This window comes from Streptomyces sp. NPDC059850, from assembly GCF_042731515.1.
Lineage (GTDB): Bacteria > Actinomycetota > Actinomycetes > Streptomycetales > Streptomycetaceae > Streptomyces.
The window spans coordinates 13,786-37,557 of sequence record NZ_JBHWJI010000010.1 but is presented as its reverse complement, the minus strand read 5'-3'; the positions used below and the strand labels follow the sequence as shown (position 1 = coordinate 37,557).

Annotated in this window: 23 protein-coding genes and 2 pseudogenes; 11 read left to right on the top strand and 14 right to left on the bottom strand. The window is 69.1% G+C overall.

Going from position 1 to position 23,772, the window contains the following annotated elements:
- The first annotated feature begins 16 nt into the window (after positions 1–16).
- Both ACFV9T_RS10460 and ACFV9T_RS10455 read left to right on the top strand, forming a co-directional pair.
- On the top strand, positions 17–676 hold the full coding sequence (locus ACFV9T_RS10460) for a TetR/AcrR family transcriptional regulator (protein WP_385438275.1): 660 nt from the start codon (positions 17–19) through the stop codon (positions 674–676).
- A gap of 53 nt (positions 677–729) precedes the next feature.
- Positions 730–1,218 (top strand): inorganic diphosphatase, encoded by a 489-nt coding sequence (locus tag ACFV9T_RS10455; protein WP_385438272.1) that lies wholly within the window; start codon positions 730–732, stop codon positions 1,216–1,218.
- Positions 1,219–1,237: 19 nt separating this feature from the next.
- On the opposite strand, the gene ACFV9T_RS10450 is transcribed toward ACFV9T_RS10455, so the two are convergent.
- Entirely contained in the window at positions 1,238–3,187 is a 1,950-nt protein-coding gene (locus ACFV9T_RS10450; RefSeq protein WP_385438270.1) for an ABC transporter ATP-binding protein, read from the bottom strand.
- Between the two features lie 253 nt (positions 3,188–3,440).
- Here ACFV9T_RS10450 and ACFV9T_RS10445 point away from each other — a divergent pair.
- Positions 3,441–4,094: pseudogene (locus ACFV9T_RS10445) on the top strand (phosphatase PAP2 family protein); the annotation flags it as partial.
- A 45-nt stretch (positions 4,095–4,139) separates the two neighbouring features.
- Here ACFV9T_RS10445 and ACFV9T_RS10440 read toward each other — a convergent pair.
- Positions 4,140–4,865, bottom strand: coding sequence for a response regulator (locus tag ACFV9T_RS10440; RefSeq protein WP_385438269.1), 726 nt, complete (start codon positions 4,863–4,865; stop codon positions 4,140–4,142).
- Positions 4,849–6,231 carry a sensor histidine kinase gene (locus ACFV9T_RS10435; protein WP_385438268.1) on the bottom strand — a complete coding sequence of 461 codons (1,383 nt, stop codon included), beginning with the start codon at positions 6,229–6,231 and terminating at the stop codon, positions 4,849–4,851. Before ACFV9T_RS10435 ends, ACFV9T_RS10440 begins: the two co-directional genes overlap by 17 nt.
- Before the next feature lie 420 nt (positions 6,232–6,651).
- Between ACFV9T_RS10435 and ACFV9T_RS10430 the strand changes: the two genes are divergently transcribed.
- Positions 6,652–7,233, top strand: coding sequence for an Ig-like domain-containing protein (locus tag ACFV9T_RS10430; RefSeq protein WP_385438266.1), 582 nt, complete (start codon positions 6,652–6,654; stop codon positions 7,231–7,233).
- A 75-nt stretch (positions 7,234–7,308) separates the two neighbouring features.
- On the opposite strand, the gene ACFV9T_RS10425 is transcribed toward ACFV9T_RS10430, so the two are convergent.
- The 5 genes from ACFV9T_RS10425 to ACFV9T_RS10405 are packed head-to-tail and all read right to left on the bottom strand — an operon-like array spanning position 7,309 to position 11,838.
- Positions 7,309–7,839, bottom strand: a complete 531-nt coding sequence (locus ACFV9T_RS10425; protein ID WP_385438264.1) for an AAA family ATPase — start codon at positions 7,837–7,839, stop codon at positions 7,309–7,311.
- Positions 7,840–7,877: 38 nt separating this feature from the next.
- Positions 7,878–8,744, bottom strand: a complete 867-nt coding sequence (locus ACFV9T_RS10420) for a glycosyltransferase family 2 protein (protein WP_385438262.1) — start codon at positions 8,742–8,744, stop codon at positions 7,878–7,880.
- Between the two features lie 9 nt (positions 8,745–8,753).
- Positions 8,754–9,983, bottom strand: coding sequence for a hypothetical protein (locus tag ACFV9T_RS10415; RefSeq protein WP_385438260.1), 1,230 nt, complete (start codon positions 9,981–9,983; stop codon positions 8,754–8,756).
- The gene (locus ACFV9T_RS10410) at positions 9,980–10,684 is read right to left on the bottom strand and encodes a hypothetical protein (protein WP_385438259.1); all 705 of its coding nucleotides are present in this window, start codon (positions 10,682–10,684) and stop codon (positions 9,980–9,982) included. The genes ACFV9T_RS10415 and ACFV9T_RS10410 overlap by 4 nt, the downstream gene beginning before the upstream one ends.
- On the bottom strand, positions 10,681–11,838 hold the full coding sequence (locus ACFV9T_RS10405; RefSeq protein WP_385438257.1) for a glycosyltransferase family 1 protein: 1,158 nt from the start codon (positions 11,836–11,838) through the stop codon (positions 10,681–10,683). Before ACFV9T_RS10405 ends, ACFV9T_RS10410 begins: the two co-directional genes overlap by 4 nt.
- A gap of 128 nt (positions 11,839–11,966) precedes the next feature.
- Between ACFV9T_RS10405 and ACFV9T_RS10400 the strand changes: the two genes are divergently transcribed.
- From ACFV9T_RS10400 to ACFV9T_RS10380, 5 genes and pseudogenes are all read left to right on the top strand, one after another.
- Positions 11,967–12,953, top strand: a complete 987-nt coding sequence (locus tag ACFV9T_RS10400) for a multiprotein-bridging factor 1 family protein (protein WP_385438255.1) — start codon at positions 11,967–11,969, stop codon at positions 12,951–12,953.
- Complete coding sequence (locus tag ACFV9T_RS10395) at positions 12,953–13,534, top strand: peptide deformylase (RefSeq protein WP_385438253.1); 582 nt, start codon at positions 12,953–12,955, stop codon at positions 13,532–13,534. Before ACFV9T_RS10400 ends, ACFV9T_RS10395 begins: the two co-directional genes overlap by 1 nt.
- 342 nt (positions 13,535–13,876) lie before the next feature.
- On the top strand, positions 13,877–14,848 hold the full coding sequence (locus tag ACFV9T_RS10390) for a hypothetical protein (RefSeq protein ID WP_385438252.1): 972 nt from the start codon (positions 13,877–13,879) through the stop codon (positions 14,846–14,848).
- Positions 14,827–15,108: pseudogene (locus ACFV9T_RS10385) on the top strand (TIR domain-containing protein); the annotation flags it as partial. The gene ACFV9T_RS10390 and the pseudogene ACFV9T_RS10385, both read left to right, overlap by 22 nt.
- Positions 15,109–15,117: 9 nt before the next feature.
- Entirely contained in the window at positions 15,118–15,705 is a 588-nt protein-coding gene (locus ACFV9T_RS10380) for a hypothetical protein (protein ID WP_385438250.1), read from the top strand.
- Positions 15,706–15,719: 14 nt separating this feature from the next.
- Here ACFV9T_RS10380 and ACFV9T_RS10375 read toward each other — a convergent pair whose 3' ends face one another.
- Positions 15,720–16,592 carry a hypothetical protein gene (locus ACFV9T_RS10375; RefSeq protein WP_385438247.1) on the bottom strand — a complete coding sequence of 291 codons (873 nt, stop codon included), beginning with the start codon at positions 16,590–16,592 and terminating at the stop codon, positions 15,720–15,722.
- A 546-nt stretch (positions 16,593–17,138) separates the two neighbouring features.
- Between ACFV9T_RS10375 and ACFV9T_RS10370 the strand changes: the two genes are divergently transcribed.
- A complete protein-coding gene (locus ACFV9T_RS10370; RefSeq protein ID WP_385438245.1) occupies positions 17,139–17,558 on the top strand; it encodes a hypothetical protein in 420 nt (139 codons plus the stop codon).
- 729 nt (positions 17,559–18,287) lie between these two features.
- On the opposite strand, the gene glnA is transcribed toward ACFV9T_RS10370, so the two are convergent.
- Positions 18,288–19,697, bottom strand: coding sequence for a type I glutamate--ammonia ligase (glnA, locus tag ACFV9T_RS10365; protein WP_385438243.1), 1,410 nt, complete (start codon positions 19,695–19,697; stop codon positions 18,288–18,290).
- 188 nt (positions 19,698–19,885) lie between these two features.
- Here glnA and ACFV9T_RS10360 point away from each other — a divergent pair, with 188 nt between their 5' ends.
- The gene (locus ACFV9T_RS10360) at positions 19,886–20,353 is read left to right on the top strand and encodes an RDD family protein (RefSeq protein WP_385438241.1); all 468 of its coding nucleotides are present in this window, start codon (positions 19,886–19,888) and stop codon (positions 20,351–20,353) included.
- A 132-nt stretch (positions 20,354–20,485) separates the two neighbouring features.
- On the opposite strand, the gene ACFV9T_RS10355 is transcribed toward ACFV9T_RS10360, so the two are convergent.
- The 4 genes from ACFV9T_RS10355 to lipB form a co-directional block, all read right to left on the bottom strand.
- Positions 20,486–21,166 (bottom strand): DUF4191 domain-containing protein, encoded by a 681-nt coding sequence (locus ACFV9T_RS10355; protein WP_385438239.1) that lies wholly within the window; start codon positions 21,164–21,166, stop codon positions 20,486–20,488.
- A 10-nt stretch (positions 21,167–21,176) separates the two neighbouring features.
- Positions 21,177–21,374: a hypothetical protein gene (locus tag ACFV9T_RS10350; protein ID WP_039939240.1), complete on the bottom strand. Its 198-nt coding sequence runs from the start codon at positions 21,372–21,374 to the stop codon at positions 21,177–21,179.
- Positions 21,375–21,665: 291 nt separating this feature from the next.
- Positions 21,666–22,610, bottom strand: a complete 945-nt coding sequence (gene lipA / locus ACFV9T_RS10345) for a lipoyl synthase (RefSeq protein WP_385438236.1) — start codon at positions 22,608–22,610, stop codon at positions 21,666–21,668.
- A gap of 194 nt (positions 22,611–22,804) precedes the next feature.
- Entirely contained in the window at positions 22,805–23,623 is an 819-nt protein-coding gene (gene lipB / locus ACFV9T_RS10340) for a lipoyl(octanoyl) transferase LipB (protein WP_385438234.1), read from the bottom strand.
- Positions 23,624–23,772 lie beyond the last annotated feature (149 nt).

The following is a 23,772-nucleotide window of genomic DNA, read 5'->3' as shown; positions in this document are numbered from 1 at the left end:
AGGGATGGGCGCGCCCATGGCCACAGCACGGCGAGAGCGCTACCGGCAGCAGACGCGGGACGAGGCCAAGGCAGTGGCCCTGACCCAGCTCGCCGAGTCGGGCACGGCGGGAATCTCGGTGAACGCGATCGCGAAGGCGATGGGCATGACCGGCCCCGCGCTCTACCGCTACTTCGCGGGCCGGGACGAGCTGCTGACCGAGCTGATCACCGACGCCTACCGCGATCTGGCCGCGGTGGCCTCCGCCGCCGTCGAGGCCGCCGCCCCCGCCGACCGCTTCCGCGCCCTCGCCCACGCCCTGCGCGACTGGGCCAAGCAGCAGCCCGACCGCTATCTGCTCATCTACGGCACCCCGGTGCCCGGTTACCAGGCGCCCGCCGAGACCACCGAGATCGCGGGCTCCCTGATGCGCACCATCCTCGACGCCTGCGCCACGCTCGACCGCGCCACCGCCCCGACCCCCCTCGAAGCCGAGCTTTCGCGGCAGCTGGAGGGCGTGGGCCCCTGGGCCCCCGGCCCGGAGCCGGACGGTGAGCTGAAGTGCCGCGCCCTGGCCACCTGGACCCGGCTGCACGGGGTGATCAGCCTTGAAGTGCAGGGCCAGTTCAGCGGGATGGGCTTCGATCCGGGGGCGCTCTTCGAGGCCGAGGTGGGCGCCCTCGTACGCGGTGCGTGAGCGGCGCACACGGCGCACACTGGAAGGACGCCCACCGGTGACCGGAGGTCGCGATGGAGTCCGCCGCCGAATTCGACGTCGTCGTGGAGATCCCCGAGGGGTCCCGCAACAAGTACGAGATGGACCACGAGGCCGGGCGCATCCGGCTGGACCGGATGCTGTTCACGGCCACGAAGTACCCGGCCGACTACGGCTATATCGACCACACCCTCGGCCGCGACGGTGACCCGCTGGACGCCCTGGTCACCGTCGGCGAGCCCACCTTCCCCGGCTGCGTCATCCTGTGCCGGGCCATCGGCATGTACTGCATGCGCGACGAGAAGGGGCCGGACGAGAAGATCCTGTGCGTGCCCGCCCACGATCCGCGCTACGTCGACGTCCAGGACATCGAGGACGTGCCCGAGTTCGACCGTATGGAGATCACCCACTTCTTCGACGTCTACAAGGACCTCGAACCCGGCAAGTCCGTCGAGGGATCGCACTGGGAGGGCCGCGACGCGGCGTACGCCGAGATCGCCGCGTCCCGCGCCCGCGTGGCCTGAGGGCGCGTCGTAAGCCGTTTCAGGACGTCCCGCCACGACGCGGGGCGGGCACCCCGCGGTCGTTCTGCAGCTCCCACAACTCCCGGAAGAGGCCCGGCGATCGGGTCAGCTCCTCGAACGTGCCCTGCTGGATCACCCGGCCCCGGTCCAGCACCACGATCCGGTCGGCCACCGCGACGTTCGCCAGCCGGTGCGTGACCAGCACGACCGCGCGGTCCCGCGCCATCCGCCGCAGCCCGGCGAAGATCCGGTGCTCGGCGCGCGCGTCCAGGGCGCTGGTCGGCTCGTCCATCACCAGCAGCCCGGCGGGCCGGTGGAACGCGCGGGCCAGCGCGATCCGCTGCCACTGCCCGCCGGACAGCTCCACCCCGCCCCACCACTGCCGGGCCAGCAGCGTGTCCAGACCGCTGCGCAGCCCGTCGACCACCTCGTGCGCCCCGGAGTGGACCGCCGCCGCCCGGACCGCCTCGTCCCCGCCGTGCGGCTGCCCGAGCGTGATGTTGTCGCGCGCGGTCAGCGGCCAGTGCGCGTAGTCCTGCGGTACGACGGCGGTGTGCCGCCACATCGCCTGCGGCTCCAGCTCCGCGGTGCTCGTACCGTCCCAGGTCACCGCGCCCCCGGTGGGCAGATACAGCCCGGTCAGCAGCTTGCTCAGGGTGGTCTTGCCGGAACCGTTCTCCCCGACCAGCGCCAGCACTTCGCCGCGCCGCACCTCCAGGCTCACCTCGGCGAGCGCCGGAGCGCCGGGCCCCGAGCACTCCGATTCCGAAGGCACCGCCCCCGAGGACTCCGGATAGGCGTACGTCAGCCCCTCGGCGCGGATCACCCGCGGTACGTCCGGCACCCGGCTGCCGCGCCGCATCCGGTGCCCGCCCGCCTCCTCGATGAACTCCGCCCAGTCGTCCAGGTACAGCCCCGTACGGAACAGCCGCGTCCCGTACCCGACCATCCCCTGCAGCGACGCGCCCACCGTCCGCAGCGCGAACACCGCGGTCCCCGCCGAGGCCACCGACATCTGCCCCGAGCCCAGCAGCAGCGCAAGCGACGCCCACACAAGACCCGACGCGAACCCCCCGGCCAGCGCCCCCGCCACCGCGTACCGGGCGCCCCGGTGCACGGCCTTGTCGGTCGCGGTGTCCACCCGCGCGCCGATCGCCCGGTACCGCTCCAGGAGGAACGACGCCATGGTGCCCGAGCGCAGCTGATCGGCGATGTCCTTGTCCACCATGTACCAGCGCAGCAGCCCGAGCGTGCGCCGGTCCGCGCTCATCGCCCGGCTCGTCTCGTACTGCACCCGCGCGCCCTTCATCCCCGCGATCCCCTGCGGCAGCGCGGCCAGCATCAACAGCGGCAGCAGCGCCGGGTGCAGCACGGTCACCACCCCGGCCGCCGCGATCAGCGAGGACAGACACGCCATCAGCTGCTGCGACTCGACGATCAGATCCTGCGCGACCTCGGCACCCCGGTCCGCCGCGTCCCACTTGTCGTTGAACCCGGGGTTGTCGTACGCCGCCAGCTCCGCGTTGATCGCCGCGTCCAGCATCTGGGTCTCGGCCTCCCGCGAGATCCGCGGCGACAGCCTGCTGGAGATGTTCGACACCGCGATACCGAGCAGCGCCCGCAGCCCCGCCGCCCCGGCCAGCACCGCGATCGACGGCAGCGCCTCCCGCAGCCGCTCGCCGATGTGCCCGGACGAGATGAGCGCCGTGATGGTGCCGGTCGTCGCCAGCAGCCCGAACGCCTCGAAGAACCCCGCGAGCGCCTGGCACACCAGCAGCGTCACCACCGCCCTGCGGTCCACCCGCCACGCCAACCCGAGTGCGCGGCGCACCAGTTGCGGAAGGCGGCGGGCCATGGCCCGGGTGGTGATCGTCTCCAGCGCCACCGGCGTGGGCGGCCGGAACCGTAACTCCTCACCGGGCTCTACTGGTTGTCCTGCCGGTTTTCCGGTGCTCTGTGACGCTGCCACGGATCTGGTCCCCCTGACGGTGCGGTGACGATGCGGTCCAGCACGGCGGTGCCGGTCACCTTGCCGTAAAGCGGTGGGCGTCGCAGGGCGTACGACGGAGGTCCACACGATCGTGGAACCGCTCCGGCGCGTGCCGCCCCGCCCCGCCAACCCCGCCCCGTCAACCCCGCCCTGTCAACCCTGACCATCGTCCAGGTCCCGCCCTGCCGTTCGGCCCGGGTTCGCGGACCGCGCCGCTCCTACGTTCGGGGCCATGCGAACCCACTCTCACTCCACCTCCCGCCTCCTGTGGGCCGCGGCGCTGCTCGCCGCGGGCGCGGGGGCGGTCGTCGGGCTTTCCCCGGGCGGCGGGCTCTCCCCGACCGGCGGGCTCTCCCCGGGCGGACTGGGGGACCCCGGCCCCGTCGAGGTCAGATACGGAGCCTCGGCATCCGCGTACCGCGCGCTGACCGGAGCGGTGGCCGACGTCCCGGCGGCGCTCCTGGAGGCGGCGAGCGAGGGCACCGTGGCCGTCCTCGGGCTGCTGCTGGCCGTATGGGGGTGGACCGCGCTGCGCAGCGGGGACGCGCGCGGAATCGCCGGTACCGTTCTGGTCGGCCTCGGCACCGTGGCCGCCTACGCGCTCAGCGAGGCCCTGAAGCTGGTGGTGGACGAGGAACGGCCCTGCCGTGCGGTGCGCGGAGCCGCCGCGCTCGCCCACTGCCCCGAGCCGGGGGACTGGTCGTTCCCCAGCAACCACGCCACCCTGGCCGCCGCCCTCGCGACCGGCATAGCCGTCCTGCGGCCGCGCTGGGCCGCCCTGGCCCTGCCGACGGCAGTGGCGGCGGCGCTGCTGCGTGTCCTGGCCGGGGTGCACTATCCGCACGACGTACTCGCCGGGGCGATCCTGGGCGGATGCGTCGTGGCGGCCGCGCTGCTCGCGCTGGAGCCGTTCGCCGTACGCGTCACATCGCTATGCCTCTCGCTTTGGCTCGGGCGGCGGCGGGGTGACGACACCGGCCTCATGCGCCACGACGGCGGCCGCGGCCCGGTTGTCCACCCCCAGCCGGGCCAGGATGGAGCTGACGTGCGCCTTGACCGTGCCCTCCACCACATGGAGCCGACGCGCGATCTGCCCGTTCGACAGCCCGCCGCCGAGGAACGCCAGCACCTCGCGCTCCCGGGCGGTGAGCGCCGCGACCCGCTCCCGGGCCGCGCCGCGCCGACCGGCGGCGGCACCGGCGCCACCGGCCGCGAGGTGCGCGACCACCCGGGCGGCGACCTTCGGTGACAGATAGGCGGCGCCCTCGGCCACCGCGCGGACCCCCGCGATCAGTTCCTCGGGCTCGCCCGACTTGATCAGGAAACCGGCCGCGCCGCCGCCGAGCGCCCGCAGGATGTAGTCGTCCTCCCCGAACGTCGTCAGCATGACCACCCCGGTCTCCGGCACCGTCCTGCGGATCTCCTCCGCCGCCTCGATCCCGCCCATCACCGGCATCCGGACGTCGAGGACGGCCACCTGCGGGCGGTGCCGCCGCACCAGCTCCACGGCGTCCCGGCCGTCGGCCGCCTCGGCGACGACGTCGATCGCCGGATCGGTGGCCAGTACGGCGCGTACGCCCGCGCGGATCATCGCCTCGTCGTCGGCGACCAGCACCCGGATCACCGGCAGCTCAGCGGGTTCACGGCGCGAGGGCATCGCGCGCCACCAGAACGTCCCCGCGGAAGCACAGCCGGTACGCGTCTCCGGAACGGTCGTCGAGACGATCCGCCGTCATCGCGTAGTACTCGCATGTGATGCCCCGTCCCTCCGGTTCTGCGGCAGAGGGGTGATGGGCCAGCTGACGGTCCGGCAGCACCCGTTCCACCTCGGAGCGATCCTGCCCCACCCGCAGCCGGGCGAAGTCATCCGGGTCCAGCACCGCGCGCGACGCCGTCACCCAGTCCCACCCCAACAGCGCGGCGCTCAGCCCCGCGCCGGTCACCAGCGGCACCATGACCGCCGCGATCAGCACCCGACGTATGCGGTGGCGGGCCTGACGGTGTTCCTGGCGGGCTGCTGGAACGGTCCGTTCCGGGGGCGTATGCGGAAGCCGGGCCTCGACGGCGAAGCGGTTGGCCTGAGGGCCGTACGCGAACGACCCTCCGGCCAGCCGTACGCGCTCGTCGAGCCCCCTGAGCCCATGCCCACCGCCGCGCACCCGCGAACCCGCGCCACCCGCCTCGGCGTCGCTCTCCACCCGGACGACCGTCTCCGCCGCCCCGCACACCACCCGGACGGTCACGGCCGCACCGGGGGCGTGCTTGGCGGCGTTGGTCAGCCCCTCCTGGACGACGTGGTACGCGGCCCGCTCCACCAGCGGCGGCAGCCCCGTATCCGCCCCCTCGGCCCCCTCCGCCCCCTCGCTGCGGAGTTCGACGGCGAGCCCGGCGGCGGCAGCCTCGTCGACCAGCCGCGCGACGGAGGCGGTGGGCGCCTCCTCGCGCAGCACCCCGATCACCTCCCCGAGCCGGTCCACCGCGACCTCCGCCCGCGCCCTGATGTCCCGCGCGGTACGCCGGTGGCCCTCCTCCAGCCCGGGCGCCAGCTTCAGCGCGCCCGCCGACAGCGCGATCAGGCTGAGGTCGTGCCCGAGGACGTCATGCATGTCCCGCGCGATCCGGGCCCGCTCCCGCAGCCTGGCCCGCTCGGCGACCAACCACCGCTCGCGCTCCGCCTGTTCGGCCCGCTCCCAGCCCGCCCGCACCAGCTCCTGGTACTGCCGCCAGAAACGTCCCGCGAACCACGGCACCATCACGCCGCACACCACCACCCCCACGAACCGGCTCCCCAGCCCGAGCAGGCTCGGCACCACCGCCGCCGCGACGACCCCCGCCGAGACCACCCCCGTGAACGCCAGCACCGCGGGCCCCGTCCGCCCGCGCCCCCCGCCCGCCCGGAACGCGGCCGCCGCCGTGGGCACCACCCACCACAGGCTCACCACACTCAACCCGGCCCCCACGGCCGCCCCCGCCACCGGCAGTCGGCCCCGCCCCACGACCCGCGCAATCCTCTTCACCTTCACCCGGCTGACGCTACGGAACCCGAACCCGCCCGGACACTGCCGAAAGTCCACCCTCCGCCCCTCCTGTACGCGCCCCGACGCACCCACTCACCACGCCCCCACAGCGCCCGCGCGGTGCGCACCGGTCAGCGAACCCGCGCATCGACGGTACGCGCGGCGCACCCGGCGCGAGCCGCTGAGCGCTGCGCCATTCAGGGCAATTCACCCCCGTGTACCTGGCGTTCTGCCACCAACCGCGCGCCTACTGGTGCTACAGACCGGTGGGTTCCACATCCGCCGGGGGACGGTGACGCGGGCAGGCCCCGGAGTCGATCGCCGTAAGTGCGCACCCCCTGGTACCCGATGCGCCGCCGCGCCCTGATCAAGGCGTCGGCCCGGCGACCAACGGCCCACCACTCCACCTCACTTGGAGGGCCCATCATGGCTTCCCCCACCATCACCCTGGTGACGGCAACGCCGAACCCGGCGACGTTCGGCCAGTCCGTCACGCTCACCGCCACCGTCATCCCGCTCGGCGCCGGAACCCCCACCGGCACCGTCACCTTCACCATCACCGGTGGCCCCACCCTGACGGGGACGCTGTCGGGCGGCACGACCTCGGTCACCGCCCCCGGGCTGAGCGTCGGCATCCACCCCGTCGTCGCCGTCTACAGCGGCGACACCAACTTCCTCTCCTCCACCGGCACCACCCTCATCGCGGTCATCCAGGCCGCGACGACGACCTCGGTGGTGTCCAGCCCGGACCCGTCGACCCTCGGCCAGTCGGTGACGTTCACGGCCACCGTGACCCCGGTCGCCCCCGGTGCGGGCGCCCCGACCGGGGTGATGACCTTCGTCATCGGCGGCTCGGGCGGCGGCGTCTTCACCCAGCCCGTGACGGCGGGTGTGGCGACCCTGACGCTCACCACCCTGGGCGTCGGCACCCACCCCGTGATCGCCATCTACGGCGGCGACACCAGCTTCCTGCCGTCCTCCGGCACCGACACCCACACCGTGACCTGACCGGCCACCCAGCACTGAGCCCCGCCCCTGCCCCAGAGGCAGCGGCGGGGCTCAGTCACCCGTCGTGGAACGTGTTCAGCCCTTCCGGTCCCTGGCCGTATCCAGGTCTGCCACGAGTACGTCGACTTCTCCGCTGTAGGTGATCACTTCCTCGCCCTCGGCCGGGGGATCAAAGCGGGCGAAGAAGTCATCGAGGGCTTCGGGAGTGACGGTGAGGGCGTTGGCGTCCTGGCGCTGGTTGCGCTCGGCCAGCCGCCGCAGCAGTTCGTCGCGGTCGGTGGGGAGGTAGACCACAAGGGGGTGTGCGCCCGCGTCGCGAGCGGCGCGCTGCCAGTCGTCGCGCTCGGCTCGGCGCCACAGCCCGTGGTCCAGGACGACGTCGTTCCCCGTCCGGAGTTCCTTGACGAGCAGTTCCCGGATCGTCGCTACGACGGGCCGTTGACGCTCGAAGTAGGTGTGCTCGGGGTAGTCCACGCCGTAGCGGCCGTGGAGCCGGTGGACCTCTTCGTCGACGGACAGCCGGGTGAAGCCGTGGCCGGTCAGGGCCTGGGCGACGGTGGTCTTCCCGGAGCCGGTCAGACCGGCCAGGAGAACGGCGAGGGGCACGTGGCCATCCCTTTCACGACGGGCGGGCGTGAGCGTGGTCATTGTCGCGGATCCTGGGCGGTGTGCCGGTACGGCCGCCAGGTGGTGAAGATGCCGCGAGCCTCGGCAGGCCAGTTGAAGGGCATCCGGTCCAGGCTGACTCGGCGGAAGGCCATCCGTGGGTCGCTGATGTTGATCACACCGCTGTGCCGGTCGACGTGGGCCAGCAGGCGGCTGGCCTCGTCGCGGACGGCCGGGGTGCGCTCCTGCCAGGCGCCGGAGGAGAAGCGCTGGACCCTGCGGCGCAGGTCGTCCAGGATGCCCGAGCGCCACTTGAAGTGGTGGACCGCGCAGATGCGGTTCGTATCCGGCCGGTGCGTGGGGGCCCGGTGGTTGCCGGAGGACACGGCCACGTTGTGGCGGGCGAGGACGATCTTGCGGGGGTCGCCGTGCAGGAGCCGGTGGGTGAGGTGGCCGCCGAGGGGATAGGCCAGGTCGAGGCCGTCTTCGGGCCGCCAGCCTGTCAGACGTCCGCTCGCGGCGACGCGGTCGAGCATCAGCCCGCCGACTACACAGTGCCCGGACCTGTCGGCCTGGGCGATCACCTCAGCGAGCGGGGCGGGGTACTGCTGAAACTCGTCGGCGTCGGCGAGCAGGTGCCAGCCGGGTCCCGCCCGGAGCCGCAGAGCGTCTCTGAGCTGGGTGTTGGTGTGCTCGTGCCATGGTCCGGTGCTGGTGCCGGTGGGGATGATGCCCAGCTCTCGGGCGGCGGCTTGGAGCTCGTGTCGTCGCACGTCGGGGACGTGATCGGGGAAGTGGAAGGCGATCAGGAATCGCTCGACACCCAGCGACCGGTAGTGGTGGACCCAGGCAGTCAGCAAGGGAGGCTCGACGGGGCCGACGACGGCGATCAGAGGGGGAGGCATGGTCAGCATTCAGGGCCCCTTTGCGCGCAGACCGGCGTAGGTGTGGGTCAGGAAGTCGGCTTGCGCGGCGGCTGATCGCATCCCCAGTTGGCCGGGGGCGTTGGATCCGGGGTACGAGGGTGGCTGACGGATGACCGCATGCAGGACTTCGGCGAGGGCGACTGGATCACCGGAGGGAAACGTGAGGGACCAGGACTGGCCGCGAAGGCGGGCGCTAAGAGCCGGGTCGTGGTCGGAGACGATCAGGGGGACGCCGAGGCGGGCGGCGTCCATCACCAGCCCGGATTCCTTACTGGTCCCGGGGTGTCGGCTGACGAGGGTGGCGTCGGCGGCGGCATAGACGAGCCGCAGTACGGCTTCGCTTACGGGACCGGGAACGGTGTGCACGCGCAGGCCGGGCAGGGACCGCCACCGCTGGAGGACGGCTTCGTCGAGCGGGGAGCCGGTGATCAGCAGGTGCAGGGGTTCCTTCAGCCGGGCGAGGGCGGCGTCGACGGTGGCGATGTCCTTGTAGGGCCACCAGCCGCCGACCAGGCACACCACGGCCTCGGCAGCGGGAATGTCGAACGCGGCCCTGCCGCCGTCGCGTTCAGCAGCGGTCAAACGGCGGCCGTCGTCGACCGCGAAGGCGCCCACTACCGCGGGCAGGTGGGGGAAGGCAGTGGTGAACTCATCGCCGACAGCCAGTGTCGGATACACCGCGATCACCTGTTGCTCGCCCCGGCAGGCGAGCCGACCGAGCAGCCGCACGATGGCGTCCTCCGTGGTGACCGCCTCGTGGACGAACCGCAGGTGCGGCTGGCCGCCCAAGAGGACTGCGGCCCCGTGCAGGGCCTCGCTCGCAGTGAGGATCACCACCGCGTCGGCGCCGGACTCCAGTCGGCGAGCGGTCCGCAGCGCGGACGCCTCGGTTAGGCAATCGGAGATGAGGGTGATCTGGTGCGGCAACCTGCGCAGGTGGTGGGGCCAGCGGCGCGACCGGAACACGCGCAGTCCAGTGGTGGAGAGCCCGGCCGTCAGTCGGGAGGCAGCCAGCAGGCAGGCGGCCGGGAGCCCGGCCGGTGCCGTCACCAGCCGGGCACCCGCCGCGCGCAGAGCACCTACCGCCTCAGGGGCAATCCCGTGCGGGGCGATGACCAGGCTGCCGGGGCGGGCCTGGGCGAGGGCCACCAGCGTGTGCTGGTGATGCCCGCCCAGCCGGTTCGCGTACGGCTCGATGAGCACGAGCGGGCCGATCATCCTGCCACCGCCTGGTCCCCGTGGGCGGCGGTGAACCTTGCCCGCAGCCAGGCAGGGTCGTTGAGGTGGTCGAACCGCTGCGGGAAACGGGCGGCCTGGCGGGCGAAGGCAACGCCGTCGCGGGACCCGGCGGCAGCATAGGCGGCGAACTCACCGCTGTGGCTGTTCGTCCATGCGTGAACCCTCTGGCGGGCGTCGCCGTCCGCCATGCCGTACTCGCTTCCGCGTTCCAGCATCGCGCACTCGCGGAATCCGGCCTTCCAGGCGTGGAAGGGGCTCTGGTTGAACCGCGTGACCCCGGCGGTTTCACGGGCGAACTCGACGCGGCCGGGCAAGGCCGCGAGCACGTCCACAGCCTGTCCCATCCCGCGCAGTGCGCTGCGGCGGATCAGCTTCAGCCCGCCGTAGCCGTAGGTCAGGCCGTTGACCGGGTTGGTAGCCCGCCACACCCGCATGGACACATCCTCATCGATCGGTTCGACGGCGGCCGGGTCGAAGCTCGTGTCGATGGCGAAGTCGCCGTCGGCGAGGAAGAACTGCTCGCGGTCGACGATCTCGGCGCACAGCCGGTAGGCCCGGCGCATCCCGTGCACCCCGTGCAGGCGCTTCACGGTGCCGCCGAGCGTCCGGTGAAGGCGGGAGTGCAGGGCGTCGGCCATCGGTTCGTCGTACGACAGGAAGACCGCGTCGTATTCGCTCACGACAGGGCCTCCAGGTAGCGGGCGGCGACCAGGGCAGGAGCGAAGTCGGCGGTGGAGGCGTGAGCGCGCTTGGCGTGCACGGCGTGGAACTCGTCGTCCGAGACGAGCCGTTCGGCCAGGGCGACGGCCTCGGCCGGGGTGGTGAAGCACAGCTCGGGGTCGATGTGCTCGGCGAGCCAGCCCAGGCGCGGTGAGATGACCGGCAGGCCCATGCCCTGGCAGTCGATCACGCTCATCGACCAGGGGCAGCCGGGACGGAACGGGGCGATGCCGAAGCGGGCACCGGCCAGCAGGGCCTTGTAGCGAACGCGGTCGCCCCGATCGGAGACGATCTGGACGTGCGGCAGCGCGGCGAGCTTTTCGCGCATCTTCTCGGGGCTGTCGTTCAGGCCCGTGCGCTCGACCCGCCGCTTGCCGAACAGGTCCATCACCCGTAGCCGGACGAGACCGGAGGAGGTCAGGTCGCGGGCCAGGTCCACGAACTGCTCGGTGCCGTAGTGCGCGTACAGCCGGTGGTTGTAGACACCGATCGCCTCCGCGCCGGAGGTGGGTTCGATGGTGGCGGGGTCACGGACCAGGCGCTCGTCCCGTGGAGCGGGTACGACCCGCAGCTTCTCGCCGAGGTCGACCGTCATACGGGCGGCTGCGGCCGAGGCCCAGGAGGCGGCCGTCGAGGAGTGGACCATCACCCGGTCGCATGCGGCCAGCCCGGCGGCGAACGCCAGCAGGACCGGCCGCCCGAGCCCCGCGTCGTTCATGGAGGGGTCGAGGAGTAGCTGGCTGCCGCTGGCGAAGGAGAACGGCAGGTAGTGGCAGTACCCGGCCAGCAGCGCGTCCGATCCCGCCTCCAGCAGAGCCGTGCGGATCGCTGGGGCTTCCTCGATCTGGTTGGCCACCACGACGTCCGGGTTCTCTGCCCGGATCAACGCCACCAGCTCGTCGATGTCCGCCGAGAAACGGGCCCGGTACTTGGTCCCCGGCGCCTTCGTCCGATGAAAGCCGCAGCGGACATCTCCCACCGGGGCTGGGGATGCCACGGTCACTTCCGCCCCGGCGTCCGCCAGTGCCGGGGTGAGCAGGTCCGCGAAAATCCACCCCGAGTCGGCGGACAGCCGGTCCGGGTTGGAGATGTTCAACAGGTACAGCACGCGCATCACGCGTCGCCTCCTCACATCTGCCCCGGACGGGTCGATCCAGGGCGGTAAAGGAAGGAAAACGGCGACGCGCACCGTGACGGGATGATGAACTGGGATCACTCACGGTTCATTCATGTTCACTGACCATGACGCGGGGCTGCCCATCGATGGACGCGCACGGCAAAGAGATCACCGTTGACCAGGCGGCCGAGGACTTCGCGGCCGAGCTGGCGCGCTGGCGCGACGTCCGGGGCATGTCCAAGCGGGCATTGGCCCAGGCCATGGGATTCGACCCGTCCTACGTCAGCCACATGGAGTCCGGCCGCCACAAGCCCAGCGAAGAATTCGCCCGTCTCGCCGACGAGGTCCTGAACGCAGGCAAGTCGATCTGGCGCCGCTGGGGCGACTACGAGCGGGCCCGAACGCGAACCATGCGGCCTCCTGCGGCTCCACATCTGCCAGAACAGCCATACGCGACCGGCTCCGCCCTCGTCGTCGAACATGACGCGGCCCACCTCCGGTACGACGGCCGCGCCTACCGGCTCACCATGCGCAGGCTGCTGCGGAACACCGGCACCGACCCGGTGACCCGCTACCTGATCCGCATCTCCGTCGACCGCTACCCCGGCGACCCCGAGCGGTCCAATGCCCACTACCGGGCCCACCCGCTGACATGGGGCGACCTCGATCTCACCGCCACCTGTCGAGGCGAGGAGATGCGCTGGCAAGCCAAGCACGACCGTGACGCCTTCAAGGAAGTCTGGCTGCTGTTCGACAACGAGCACGGCCGCTTCCCGCTCTACCCGGGCGAGTCCGTATGGATCGAGTACGCCTACACCGTCGGCGACGACAAGTGGGGCGACTGGTTCCAGCGAGCCGTCCGCCTGCCCACCGAGCGACTCGAAGTCCAGCTCACCTTCCCGGCTACCCTCGACCCGGTCATCTGGGGCACCGAGACCTCCATGACCGCCGAAGCCGCCCCGCTGCGCACCCCTCCCGTCCGCAGCGACGACGGCGAGCTTCGGCAATTCACGTGGATCACGACCACCCCAGCCTTGCACGCTCGATACCGTCTGGAATGGCGGTTCCGGGCACGGCCCGAACACGACACAGACCAAGGGGAGTTCCGCTGATGGACGTCCGGCCCAGCCAGCAGATGCGAGACCTCGGCGTCGTCCAACAGGGCGCTGGCATCCTCGCCGAACCGGCCCGCCCCTTCGATCTGCCACCCGAGCGCGATGAGGCCGAGCGCATCGTGGACGAGCTGTTCGCAGCCATGGAGCGCATCGGCCAGGTCCACCCCTTCGCCAAGGGAATGGGCATCGCAGCCCCACAAATCGGCATCGCCCGCGCCGCCGCCGTCGTCCAACCACCCGGCGACACCCCCGCCATCATCCTGCGCAACCCCCGGATCACCTCCCGCTCCGAGGAGACGGACGAGCAGTACGAAGGCTGCCTGAGCTTCTTCGACGTCCGCGGCCTCGTCCCCCGCCCCCTGCAGATCACCGTCGAAGCCACGACCCTGACCGGCGAGACCGCGACAACCACGTACGAACACGGCCTCGCCCGCCTCATCCACCACGAGATCGACCACCTGGACGGCCTGCTGTACACCGCCCGCATGAGGGCGAGGGTCGAACCGATTCCGGTCGAGCAGTACCGTCAGACCGGTCGGGCATGGGCTTACGACAGCAGCGCTCGGCCGGAAGTGTGATGGCAGGCAGGAAGTTGCGTTACCACTCGGTGAAGGGGCACCCCGTGAATTCTCCGGAAGCGAATTCCAGCAGGATTCGCTTCCTGGCCTGTCAGAGCTCATAACACGATCTTGAGATGCGGTGGTGTTCAGCCGTAACTGGTGTGGCGATGGAGCCGTTCACGGGGGTGTGAGAGTGAAGCCGTGGATCGTGGACGACGAGTTGTGGACGGTGGTCAAGCCGGCGCTGCCGTCGTGGCCGGAGCGGTCGCTCGGGCCACGGCTGGGGCCGAACCGTCTGTGCCTGCGGGGAGTGCTGATCGTGCCCCACACCGCGATCGGCTCCGGCCAGACCTGTCGGCGATGCCTGGAGCGTTGGCAGGACGCGGGCGTCGACCGCTGCAAGACCGGCAGCAAGCACCACCTGATCAGCGATGGCAACGGCGTCTTGTTGAAGGCCGTCACCACTGCAGCGAACATCAACGACGCCACCCAGACTATGGCCCTGGTCTCGATGGTTTCCCCTGGGGCGCCGACCGTATTGGCCACCCGCGAAGGCGCTTCGAGGCCCTCCTCGACGATAAGGGCTACGACAGCGAACCGGTCCGCCGCAGGTTGCGGCACCGCGGCATCCTGCCCGTCATCTCCCGACGCGGTGCACTCGGCATCCACGGCTTGGGCAAGCTCCACTACGTCAGCGCCATGGAGATTCCGATGATCGCAGCAATGGTAACGGCCTGTGCTGGCATCCTGATTTCCGTCATGGCCTACTGGCTGAACCATCAAGGAGAGACTCGCAGATCTCTGAGGAAAGCGCGAATCGACTGGGTGAGCAGTCAATTAAAAGACCTATACGGCCCACTTCTCGTTCTCACGGAAACGAACGAGAAGGCGTGGATCGAGTATTGTAGACGCTACATTCTACCCAACAGCGCAGGCGCGGCCGAGATTCCGCTGCCGGAACTGGAGGAGGCGCGGTGGCGCCTGTGGGTAGAAGCGGTGTTCGCCCCGACGGCCCAGAAGATGCGGGACATCATCACCGCCCGGGGTGACCTGATCATCGGGGGAGAAATGCCGCCCGTAGTCCTGGAGTTTTGCGCGCACGCAGCGTCCTATGACGCCCTTCTGGCGAACTGGGACGGAGTGGGTCCAAGCAAATCCACCCTGATTCGCCATCCAGGGAACAGGTTCCTGTCCTATGTACGTGAGTCGTACGGATCGCTGAAGGCGGAACAGGCACTCCTGCTCAATGCCGCGCGTGAGATCGGGCACCCTAATTCGGTCAATCAGCACACTGACCAAAATGGAAGGAGATCGCTATCAAGGTATTTCTGAGCTGGTCTGGAGAACGCTCTAAGGAGACCGCTAAAGCCCTGTGGTCTTGGCTGCCGGACGTCCTCCAATACATCAACCCCTGGTTCTCCAGTCTGGACATTTCTGCAGGGAGGAGAGGGGTTCGAGAGATCACCGACGAGCTTTCCGGAACAAATTTTGGGATCATCTGCATAACTCCGGAGAATCAATCCTCTACTTGGATCAACTTTGAGGCCGGGGCCCTTTCCAAGCAAGTCGAGGGCGGCTATGTCGTCCCGTTTCTGGTCGGAATGAAAACTGCCGACCTCATCAGTCCCCTCAGTCAGTTCCAGGCCATCATCGGGGATAGCAAAGACGACGCGCAGAAGCTTCTTTTTGACATCAATGATGCCTCGGGTGACCTGGCAATCCCGCGCGAAAGATTGGAACGCGCCTTCCAGAGGAGTTGGTCGGATTTCGAGAAAAATATGAGGACTATCAGCGCCATTTCATCGAAGGATAACAACTCGAACGCGGTGCAGCGATCCGAAGCCGACATGACGGAGGAGATTCTCCTCATTGCCCGACATCTCGATCACCGCATTGCGGAGATCGAAAGATGCGAGCTGCGGGCGGACGGGACACCGAGGCGGGCGCCTCGGGGAATTCGCCGGATCAGCGAAGAGAAGTTCATTGCGTCCTCATTTGCAAAGATCGGCTGGGAGGCTGTCCGCTCCTTTTGGGAGGGTGGGAGCGTAGTAATCGTAGCGCAGGGTCCAGGTGGGCCCTCGCGGGCGATTTCGCGGGACTTTGTCGAGCGGCTCGCCAAGTCCCTGAGTCGGGAAGTAGTGGTGCTGGGGGAGGCCGGGAAGGTGATTGTCCGCAGCAGCCTTCCCTGACCCGCAACGCGTTCCTAGCGCTCGAATGTCACCTCGACCGGCTTCGGCATCTTCTCCCCCTTCCTCAAACGCCGAAGGCGCAATTCCCCGGCCTTCTCCGGTACAACCCAGGCGTTCCATGCATTGATGTAGATCGCCACTTGGTCCCGCATGTCCATCCTGCGCCGGGAACCCCGCTTCTGTGTGTCCCTTGGAACTTCTCGCAGAGCGAGCCTCGCATCGCCAGGGTCCAGACTCGCACCCGACTTGAGACCCGAGATCCAATCGTCAATATCAGCGGCAGGCGCCGCCTCAGTGGTCAAGAAGAACCCCACTGCTGCCGCCGTCTGGCTCGCGAACAGGTGTTTGGAAAGCTCACGGCCGATGGTCACCGCCTCCCCGTACTTGTATTTATCACCGTTATATGCGGCCAGAATTCTGTCGTTCGATACGCGAGCCCGGGCACCGCTCCAGGGGGCATTGGGCATCGTATTGAAGAGAATCACGTGGCGGATGGTGGAGGAGAGTAGGTGCAGATATTTTGCGCCGGTCGACGAAAGCGTATCCGCTGCACTTCGACGCTTTCCGGTGTCGAGAACCGGGAAAACGTCTCTTGATAACCCATCGAAAACGAGCATCTGTACGGAAGTGTCAGCCTCGATAATTGCACGGAGACGATGCTGGCCGTCGAGAAGCGCGCCGTCCTTGTCGAAGGCGATTCCCTGATGAGTCAACTTCCATTCGCCACGGAGAATGGCTTGCGACAGGGCTCTCACCTGCCCCATGTCCAGGCGTCTATTGACCGAAGCCCGGGACAGATAAGTTTCGGCAATTTTGGGCGTTACCTTGACGGTTCGCGAGACGAAGTTTTCTTCCGGCTGCTCCGGCTCTGCCGTGGCGATAGTCATTCTCTGATGCTAAGGTCGCCGACACGTGGATTCCCCACTTTTGACCGCAAGTAATCTTTTCTGTTCGATAAGATGCCTTCTGGATACCCCAGATGCCCTGATTTGGCAAAGCAAGGCCTGCTTGGAACCCGTAACACCATTGCGGTGTCTGTCGGTTGAGGCGTCGTCAGTATATGAGTCGCAGTCGGGGGAAGCTGGTGGAGTCGGGCTCTACCAGTATCCGGGGCGCAAGGGGATCGGTGACCGCAAGACGCTGCAGGGTGTGTTGTTCGTGCTCTATACCGAAGCCACGACAGCGACACCCGCTTTTGTCCCTCGGCCGCCTTACATTGGCTCGCCGCGAAGCACCGCACGCGGGGGCGGGAGGTAGCGCCATCGCAATGCCTGCAGTGCCTAGAGACGGTGGACACCGCCACCAAGTGGGTCGCCGGACTTGCCCGGAACCGGTCGGATTTCCTCAACCCTTACCCCGCCCTCTGTCAGCCCGCGCTCGTGCCAAGACTCGATGTGCCAGGATTATTGTGAGAGAGGAAGGGGCACGGCCTGGTGAGTTCTCTGCAGGTAGACGTGCTGGCGTACGAGGCGCCGTGTGAGCGGTGTTTCTTCTCCTTGTGGTGGGTGTTCGGGCTGCTGCCGTCGTACCGGCCGCGCGGCGAGGAGTTCACCACCACGGATTTCCCTGAAGCCGTCGACATGGCGCGCCGCATTTTGGCGGCACCGGACGGTGACACGGCGGACGTCGCGGCACAGCTGCATGACCGGCCCCCATGGCAGCGGGGTCGCAGCTTCAACCCGAACCGATGCGGCGCTTGCGGGCATCACGCCGAATGGTACGTCCTCGATGCGATCCTCACGCGCGTCTACCACTACAAGGGTTGGATCTATGCCGCCGCCGGCCGGGTCCCCGTCCCTGAGTGGCGTGCGATCAGAGGCGGCGGACAAGGAATCCACTGGCCGTACTACTGATCACCGCTGCTCCAGCTTCAATGTTTCCTGCCGTGCTCCTTGAGGACCACCCAAGTCACCGACCCCAGATCGACGGTTCGCTCGCTCTGAACGCCGGACCCTGCGCCGATCATTAGGCGAGCCGGCACCTGAAGAACCCGAGGTCGCGGCAGACACAGCGTCTCCGCCTTCGGCACGGGCAAGCCCTGTCCACCCGTGAGGACGGCCGCCGCGAGCCACTGATGGCTGTCTCCCGGCCCTGGCGAACCGGTCTGCCACCTCGTCGGCCTCGCGGTAGGAGAGCCTATACGCCTGGCCACGGTGCGAACACCGCGTGAGTCGACTCGAATCCCGGGAACCGCACCAGGGAGTCCGCGACGGCCAGCTTGGGGCGACGGCGCACTGCGACCGACATCTGGTGCCGAGCCCCGTTGCTCGCGTGGCCGATAGCCAAGTAATCGTCCACGGCGGTCACGGCGCGGGCCTGAAAGCGGACCTCGACAGATGTCACCTCGTCGCCCAGTCCGGGCACCGGTGTGCGGGTGAGTAGATGTGAGAGCCGCGCGAGTGCTGCTCGCCGCGTCTTTCATGCTGCTTGAGGCGGGTACGAACCCCAACGCCCGAAAGTGTGCGTGCCGTCCCGCTGCACCATTCTGTGAGTGGGGAAGGGGCCGCACGCGAATGAGGGTTGCTATCCCGGTTAGGGGATAGCAACCCTCATTTATGTTGCTGACGGCAGGTCAGTGACCTTTAGACGTCGAAGTACAGCTCGAACTCGTGCGGGTGCGGGCGGAGCTGGAGGGGGGCGATCTCGTTCGTGCGCTTGTAGTCGATCCACGTCTCGATCAGGTCGGAGGTGAAGACACCGCCCTGGAGGAGGAACTCGTGGTCGGCCTCGAGCGCGTCGAGGACGGCCGGGAGGGAGGTCGGGACCTGGGGGACGCCCGCGTGCTCCTCGGGGGCCAGCTCGTAGAGGTCCTTGTCGATCGGCTCGGCCGGCTCGATCTTGTTCTTGATGCCGTCCAGGCCCGCGAGCAGGAGCGCGGCAAAGGCCAGGTACGGGTTGCCGGAGGAGTCCGGGGCGCGGAACTCGACGCGCTTGGCCTTCGGGTTGGAGCCCGTGATCGGGATACGCATCGCGGCCGAGCGGTTACGCTGCGAGTACACCATGTTGACCGGCGCCTCGAAGCCCGGGACCAGGCGGTGGTAGGAGTTCACCGTCGGGTTGGTGAAGGCCAGCAGCGACGGGGCGTGCTTGAGGATGCCGCCGATGTAGTAGCGGGCGGTGTCCGAGAGGCCCGCGTAGCCCTGCTCGTCGTAGAAGAGCGGGACGCCGCCCTGCCACAGCGACGAGTGGACGTGCATGCCCGAGCCGTTGTCGCCGAAGATCGGCTTCGGCATGAAGGTCGCGGTCTTGCCGTTGCGCCAGGCGACGTTCTTCACGATGTACTTGAAGAGCTGGAGGTCGTCGGCGGCGGCGAGCAGCGTGTTGAACTTGTAGTTGATCTCGGCCTGGCCGGCGGTGCCCACCTCGTGGTGCTGGCGCTCGACCTGGAGGCCCGCCTTGTCCAGCTCGAGGCTGATCTCGGCGCGCAGGTCGGCGAAGTGGTCGACCGGCGGGGTCGGGAAGTAGCCGCCCTTGTAGCGGACCTTGTAGCCGCGGTTGCCCTCGATCGCACCGGTGTTCCAGGCGCCGGCCTCGGAGTCGATGTGGTAGAAGGCCTCGTTCGCCTTGGTCTCGAAGCGCACGCTGTCGAAGACGTAGAACTCGGCCTCCGGGCCGAAGTACGCGGTGTCCGCGATGCCGGTGGAGGCGAGGTAGGCCTCGGCCTTCTTGGCGATGTTGCGCGGGTCGCGGCTGTACTGCTCGCCCGTGATCGGGTCGTGGATAAAGAAGTTGATGTTGAGCGTCTTGTCGCGGCGGAAGGGGTCGACACGGGCCGTCGACAGGTCCGCACGCAGCGCCATGTCCGACTCGTGGATCGCCTGGAAGCCGCGGATCGACGAGCCGTCGAAGGCCAGCTCCTCGTTCGGGTCGAACGCCTCCGCCGGTACGGTGAAGTGCTGCATGACGCCGGGAAGGTCACAGAAGCGGACGTCGACGAACTTGACGTCCTCGTCCGAGATGAACTTCCGAGCGTCGTCGGCGTTCTGGAACATCCAACTCCTCCTAGCCCGGCCGCAGGGGGACGGGGATTTGTTCGGTCGCGCGGTCGCACGTGGGTGGCGCGCTGTCGCCGACGATAAGCAGGCGGGATTTCCCGGGCATGACCCATTTGTTTCACCCAGGTTAACCGGGTCAGGGGGCGTTACGGGCGTATGCGGGGGGCCGCAGTAACGTATGGAGCGTGGACAAGAGGCAAGCAATCGGATCCTGGCTTTCCGGCCCCCGCGCGGCCGCCGAGGAGATGGGCGTCGACCTGGGCTACCGCGGCCAGGGGCTGGGGCTGCCCGAGAGCGGACCGGGCGCGATCGCGCCGCTCGGGCGCCGCTTCGGGGCGATTTTCATCGACTGGGGCCTGTGCGTGCTCGTCTCGTACGCGCTGCTGGCCGGGCGCAATGTGCAGGCCGCCGGGAACTGGGCGCTGCTCGTGTTCCTCGTGCTCAGCCTGTTGACCGTGGGCACCGTCGGCACGACCCCCGGCAAGCTGCTGCTCAAGCTGCGGGTGGTCGGCGAGGGCGGGGCGCGGCTCAGCCTGCCGCGGGCCGTGCTGCGCAGCGTGCTGCTGCTGCTCGTCATCCCCGCGGTCGTCTTCGACCGTGACACCCGCGGGCTGCACGACCGGTTGTCGCGGGCCGTGCAGATCCGCGTCTGAGCCGCTGGTCGCATAACGGCAATCGCATACGAACGGCTGATTGCATACGAACGACTGATTGCATACGAAAGGCGGCCCGGGACGGAGAGTCCCGGGCCGCCTTCGTTACGTGGAGTCTCGGCGTACGGCCGCTCAGCGGCCCTTCGGCATGCGCATGCCCTTGGGCATCGGGCCCTTCGGGATCGGCATGTTGCTCATGAGGTCGCCCAGCGCGCGCAGCCGCTCGTTCACGACCGTCACCTGCGCGCCCGGCAGCACCCTCGGCAGCTTCAGCAGCGTGGTGCGGAGCTTCTTGATCTCCACCTGGCCCTCGCCGGAGCCGACGATCACGTCGTGCACCGGGACGTCCGACACGATGCGGCCCATCCGCTTCTTCTCGGCGGCCAGCATGCCCTTGAGCCGGTTCGGGTTGCCCTCGCCGACGAGCACGATGCCCGCCTTGCCGATGGCCCGGTGGATGACGTCCTGGTTGCGGTTCATCGCGACCGCCGGGGTCACCGACCAGCCGCGGCCCACGTTCTCCAGAACGGCGGCGGCCGCGCCCGGCTGGCCCTCCATCTGCCCGAAGGCCGCCCGCTCGGCGCGGCGGCCGAAAATGATCGCCATCGCGAGGAACGCCAGGACGAAGCCCAGGATGCCCAGGAAGATGGGGTGGCCGATGAGGAAGCCGATGGCGAGGAGGACACCGAAGGTGATGATCCCCACGCCGGCGACCACAAGGCCGACCTTCGAGTCGACCCGCTTGGTCATCTTGTAGGTCAGGGCGATCTGCTTCAGTCGCCCGGGGTTCTCGGATGTTTCCTTCCGCGCCATAAGGCGAAGTTTACGTGGCCTGGGAAGCCTCGGTGGACACGGCCTCCAGTACGTGCTGGGCTTCGGTCCGGTCCTTGGCGCGGCGGCGGTCCTCCAGGACCGCGGTCCAGGCGTTGCGCCGGGCTGTGCGCTGCCCGCCGCGCAGCAGCAGTCCCTCCAGGGCGAGCAGCGCGTCGGTCACGGACGGGCGTACGGGCGCAGCCGGCATGGGTACCCCTCGGGAGCGGCGGATTATCACGAAGCACGCGACCATGAGCGGTGCGTGGTTTCATCGTTACCCAATGGTGTTACCAGTGTGTGACCGGTCGGTCAAACACCGATGAAGCCTTGGGGAAGCCGCCGATTACGGCTGTGACCTGCGGTTTTGTCAGGGACGCGGAGAGCGTGGTGTGCCCGTACTCACACAGCGTGTTGCTCACACCGACCGGATATGCCCGCTTGCGAGCCAACGGCGGTGCGAACCCGCCCGGGTTCGTACCGCCGTTGGGCGTTTCGGCTTTCAGACGGCCTGCGCCGCGTTCTCCCGCTGGTCGATGGCCTGCTGGTACAGCCGACCCGCGCGGTACGACGAACGGACGAGGGGGCCGGACATGACACCGGCGTAGCCGATCTCGTCAGCCTCCTCCTTCAGCTCCACGAACTCGTGCGGCTTGACCCAGCGCTCCACGGGGTGGTGCCGGGCGGAGGGGCGCAGGTACTGGGTGATCGTGATCAGCTCGCAGCCCGCGTCGTACAGGTCCTGCAGCGCCTCGCTGACCTCCTCGCGGGTCTCGCCCATGCCCAGGATCAGGTTGGACTTGGTGACCAGCCCCGCCTCGCGGGCCTTGGTGATGACCTCGAGCGAGCGCTCGTAGCGGAAGCCGGGGCGGATGCGCTTGAAGATCCGCGGCACCGTCTCGACGTTGTGCGCGAGCACCTCGGGGCGGGACGAGAAGACCTCGGCGAGCTGGTCGGGGTCCGCGTTGAAGTCCGGGATCAGCAGCTCGACGCCGGTGTCCGGCATGAGCGAGTGGATCTGCCGCACGGTCTCGGCGTAGAGCCAGGCACCGCCGTCGTCCAGGTCGTCGCGGGCGACGCCGGTGATCGTCGCGTACCGCAGCTCCATCGTCCGCACGGATTCGGCCACCCGGCGCGGCTCGTCGCGGTCCAGCGGCTGCGGCTTGCCGGTGTCGATCTGGCAGAAGTCACAGCGCCGGGTGCACTGGTCGCCGCCGATGAGGAACGTGGCCTCGCGGTCCTCCCAGCATTCGAAGATGTTGGGACAGCCCGCCTCCTGGCACACCGTGTGCAGGCCTTCCCGCTTCACCAGGCCGTGCAGCTCGGTGTACTCGGGGCCCATCTTCGCCCGCGTTTTGATCCATTCGGGCTTGCGCTCGATGGGGGTCTGGCTGTTCCGGACCTCCAGACGCAGCATCTTGCGTCCGTCGGGTGCGACTGCGGACACGTCCGGCACTCCTCTTTGCTTGGCGAGTCTGGGTGGCGCGGCTTTCGAATCGTCGGCGGTCACCAGGGTACGCCCGTCATTCGTACGGATTTACGTCCAGGGCAACCGGTGAGGTCGGGGGCCGCATTCCCCAAGGGCCGCCTTCCCCGGGGCCCTGGGCCCATGCCCGGGCCTACAGGGCCGCTGCCCGGGCCCTATACGGCGCGCGGCAGCGGAACGGCGGACTCCACGACCGCCCGCAGATGTTTCTCGACCACCGGGATCACCTCGGCGACCGTCACGTCCCGGCCCAGCTCCGCCGAGAGCGACGTCACTCCGGCGTCCCGGATGCCGCACGGCACGATCCGGTCGTACGAGGTGTTGTCCGGATCGCAGTTGAACGAGAAGCCGTGCATGGTCACGCCCTTGGCGACCCGCACGCCGATCGCGCCGAGCTTGCGGTCCTCGCGGCGCTGTCCGGCGTTGGACGGGGCGTACTCCGGGCCGTTCAGCCGCGGGTCGAACTCCTCGTCCTCCACCCGCGGGTCGAAGTCCAGCGTCAGCCCGCCGAGCGCGGGCCGCTGGTCCACCGGGTCACCCAGCACCCACACCCCGCTGCGGCCCTCCACGCGGGTGGCCGCCACGCCGAAATCGCCGCAGGTCAGCAGCATGGCCTCCTCCAGCCGCCGGACGTGGGCGACGACGTCGACCGGGCGCGGCAGCTTGAGGATCGGATAGCCGACCAGCTGGCCGGGGCCATGCCAGGTGATCTTGCCGCCGCGGTCCACGTCCACCACCGGGGTGCCGTCGAGAGGGCGCTCGTTGTCGGCCGTGCGCCGCCCCGCCGTGTAGACGGCCTGGTGTTCCAGCAGCAGACAGGTGTCCGGGATCTCGTCCGCGAAGCGGGCGGCGTGCACCCGGCGCTGCTCCTGCCACGCCTCCTGGTAGTCGACGGCGTCCGCCCCGAACCCCAGATGGACGTAGCGCAGTCGCGTCTGCGAAGCGGGGGGCGTCTCCGGGGACGTTGCGGTCACGGCAAGCTCCTTTTCGGACCTCGTAACGGTGGGCGGTGCCTCCGCCACTGTACGACCGCTGTACGACAGCGCACTTTCGGACCCCTATCCGGCTCGTTCTCACACGATCGGATGAAAGGAGTCCGACCAGCGCGATCAGCCCGCTACAG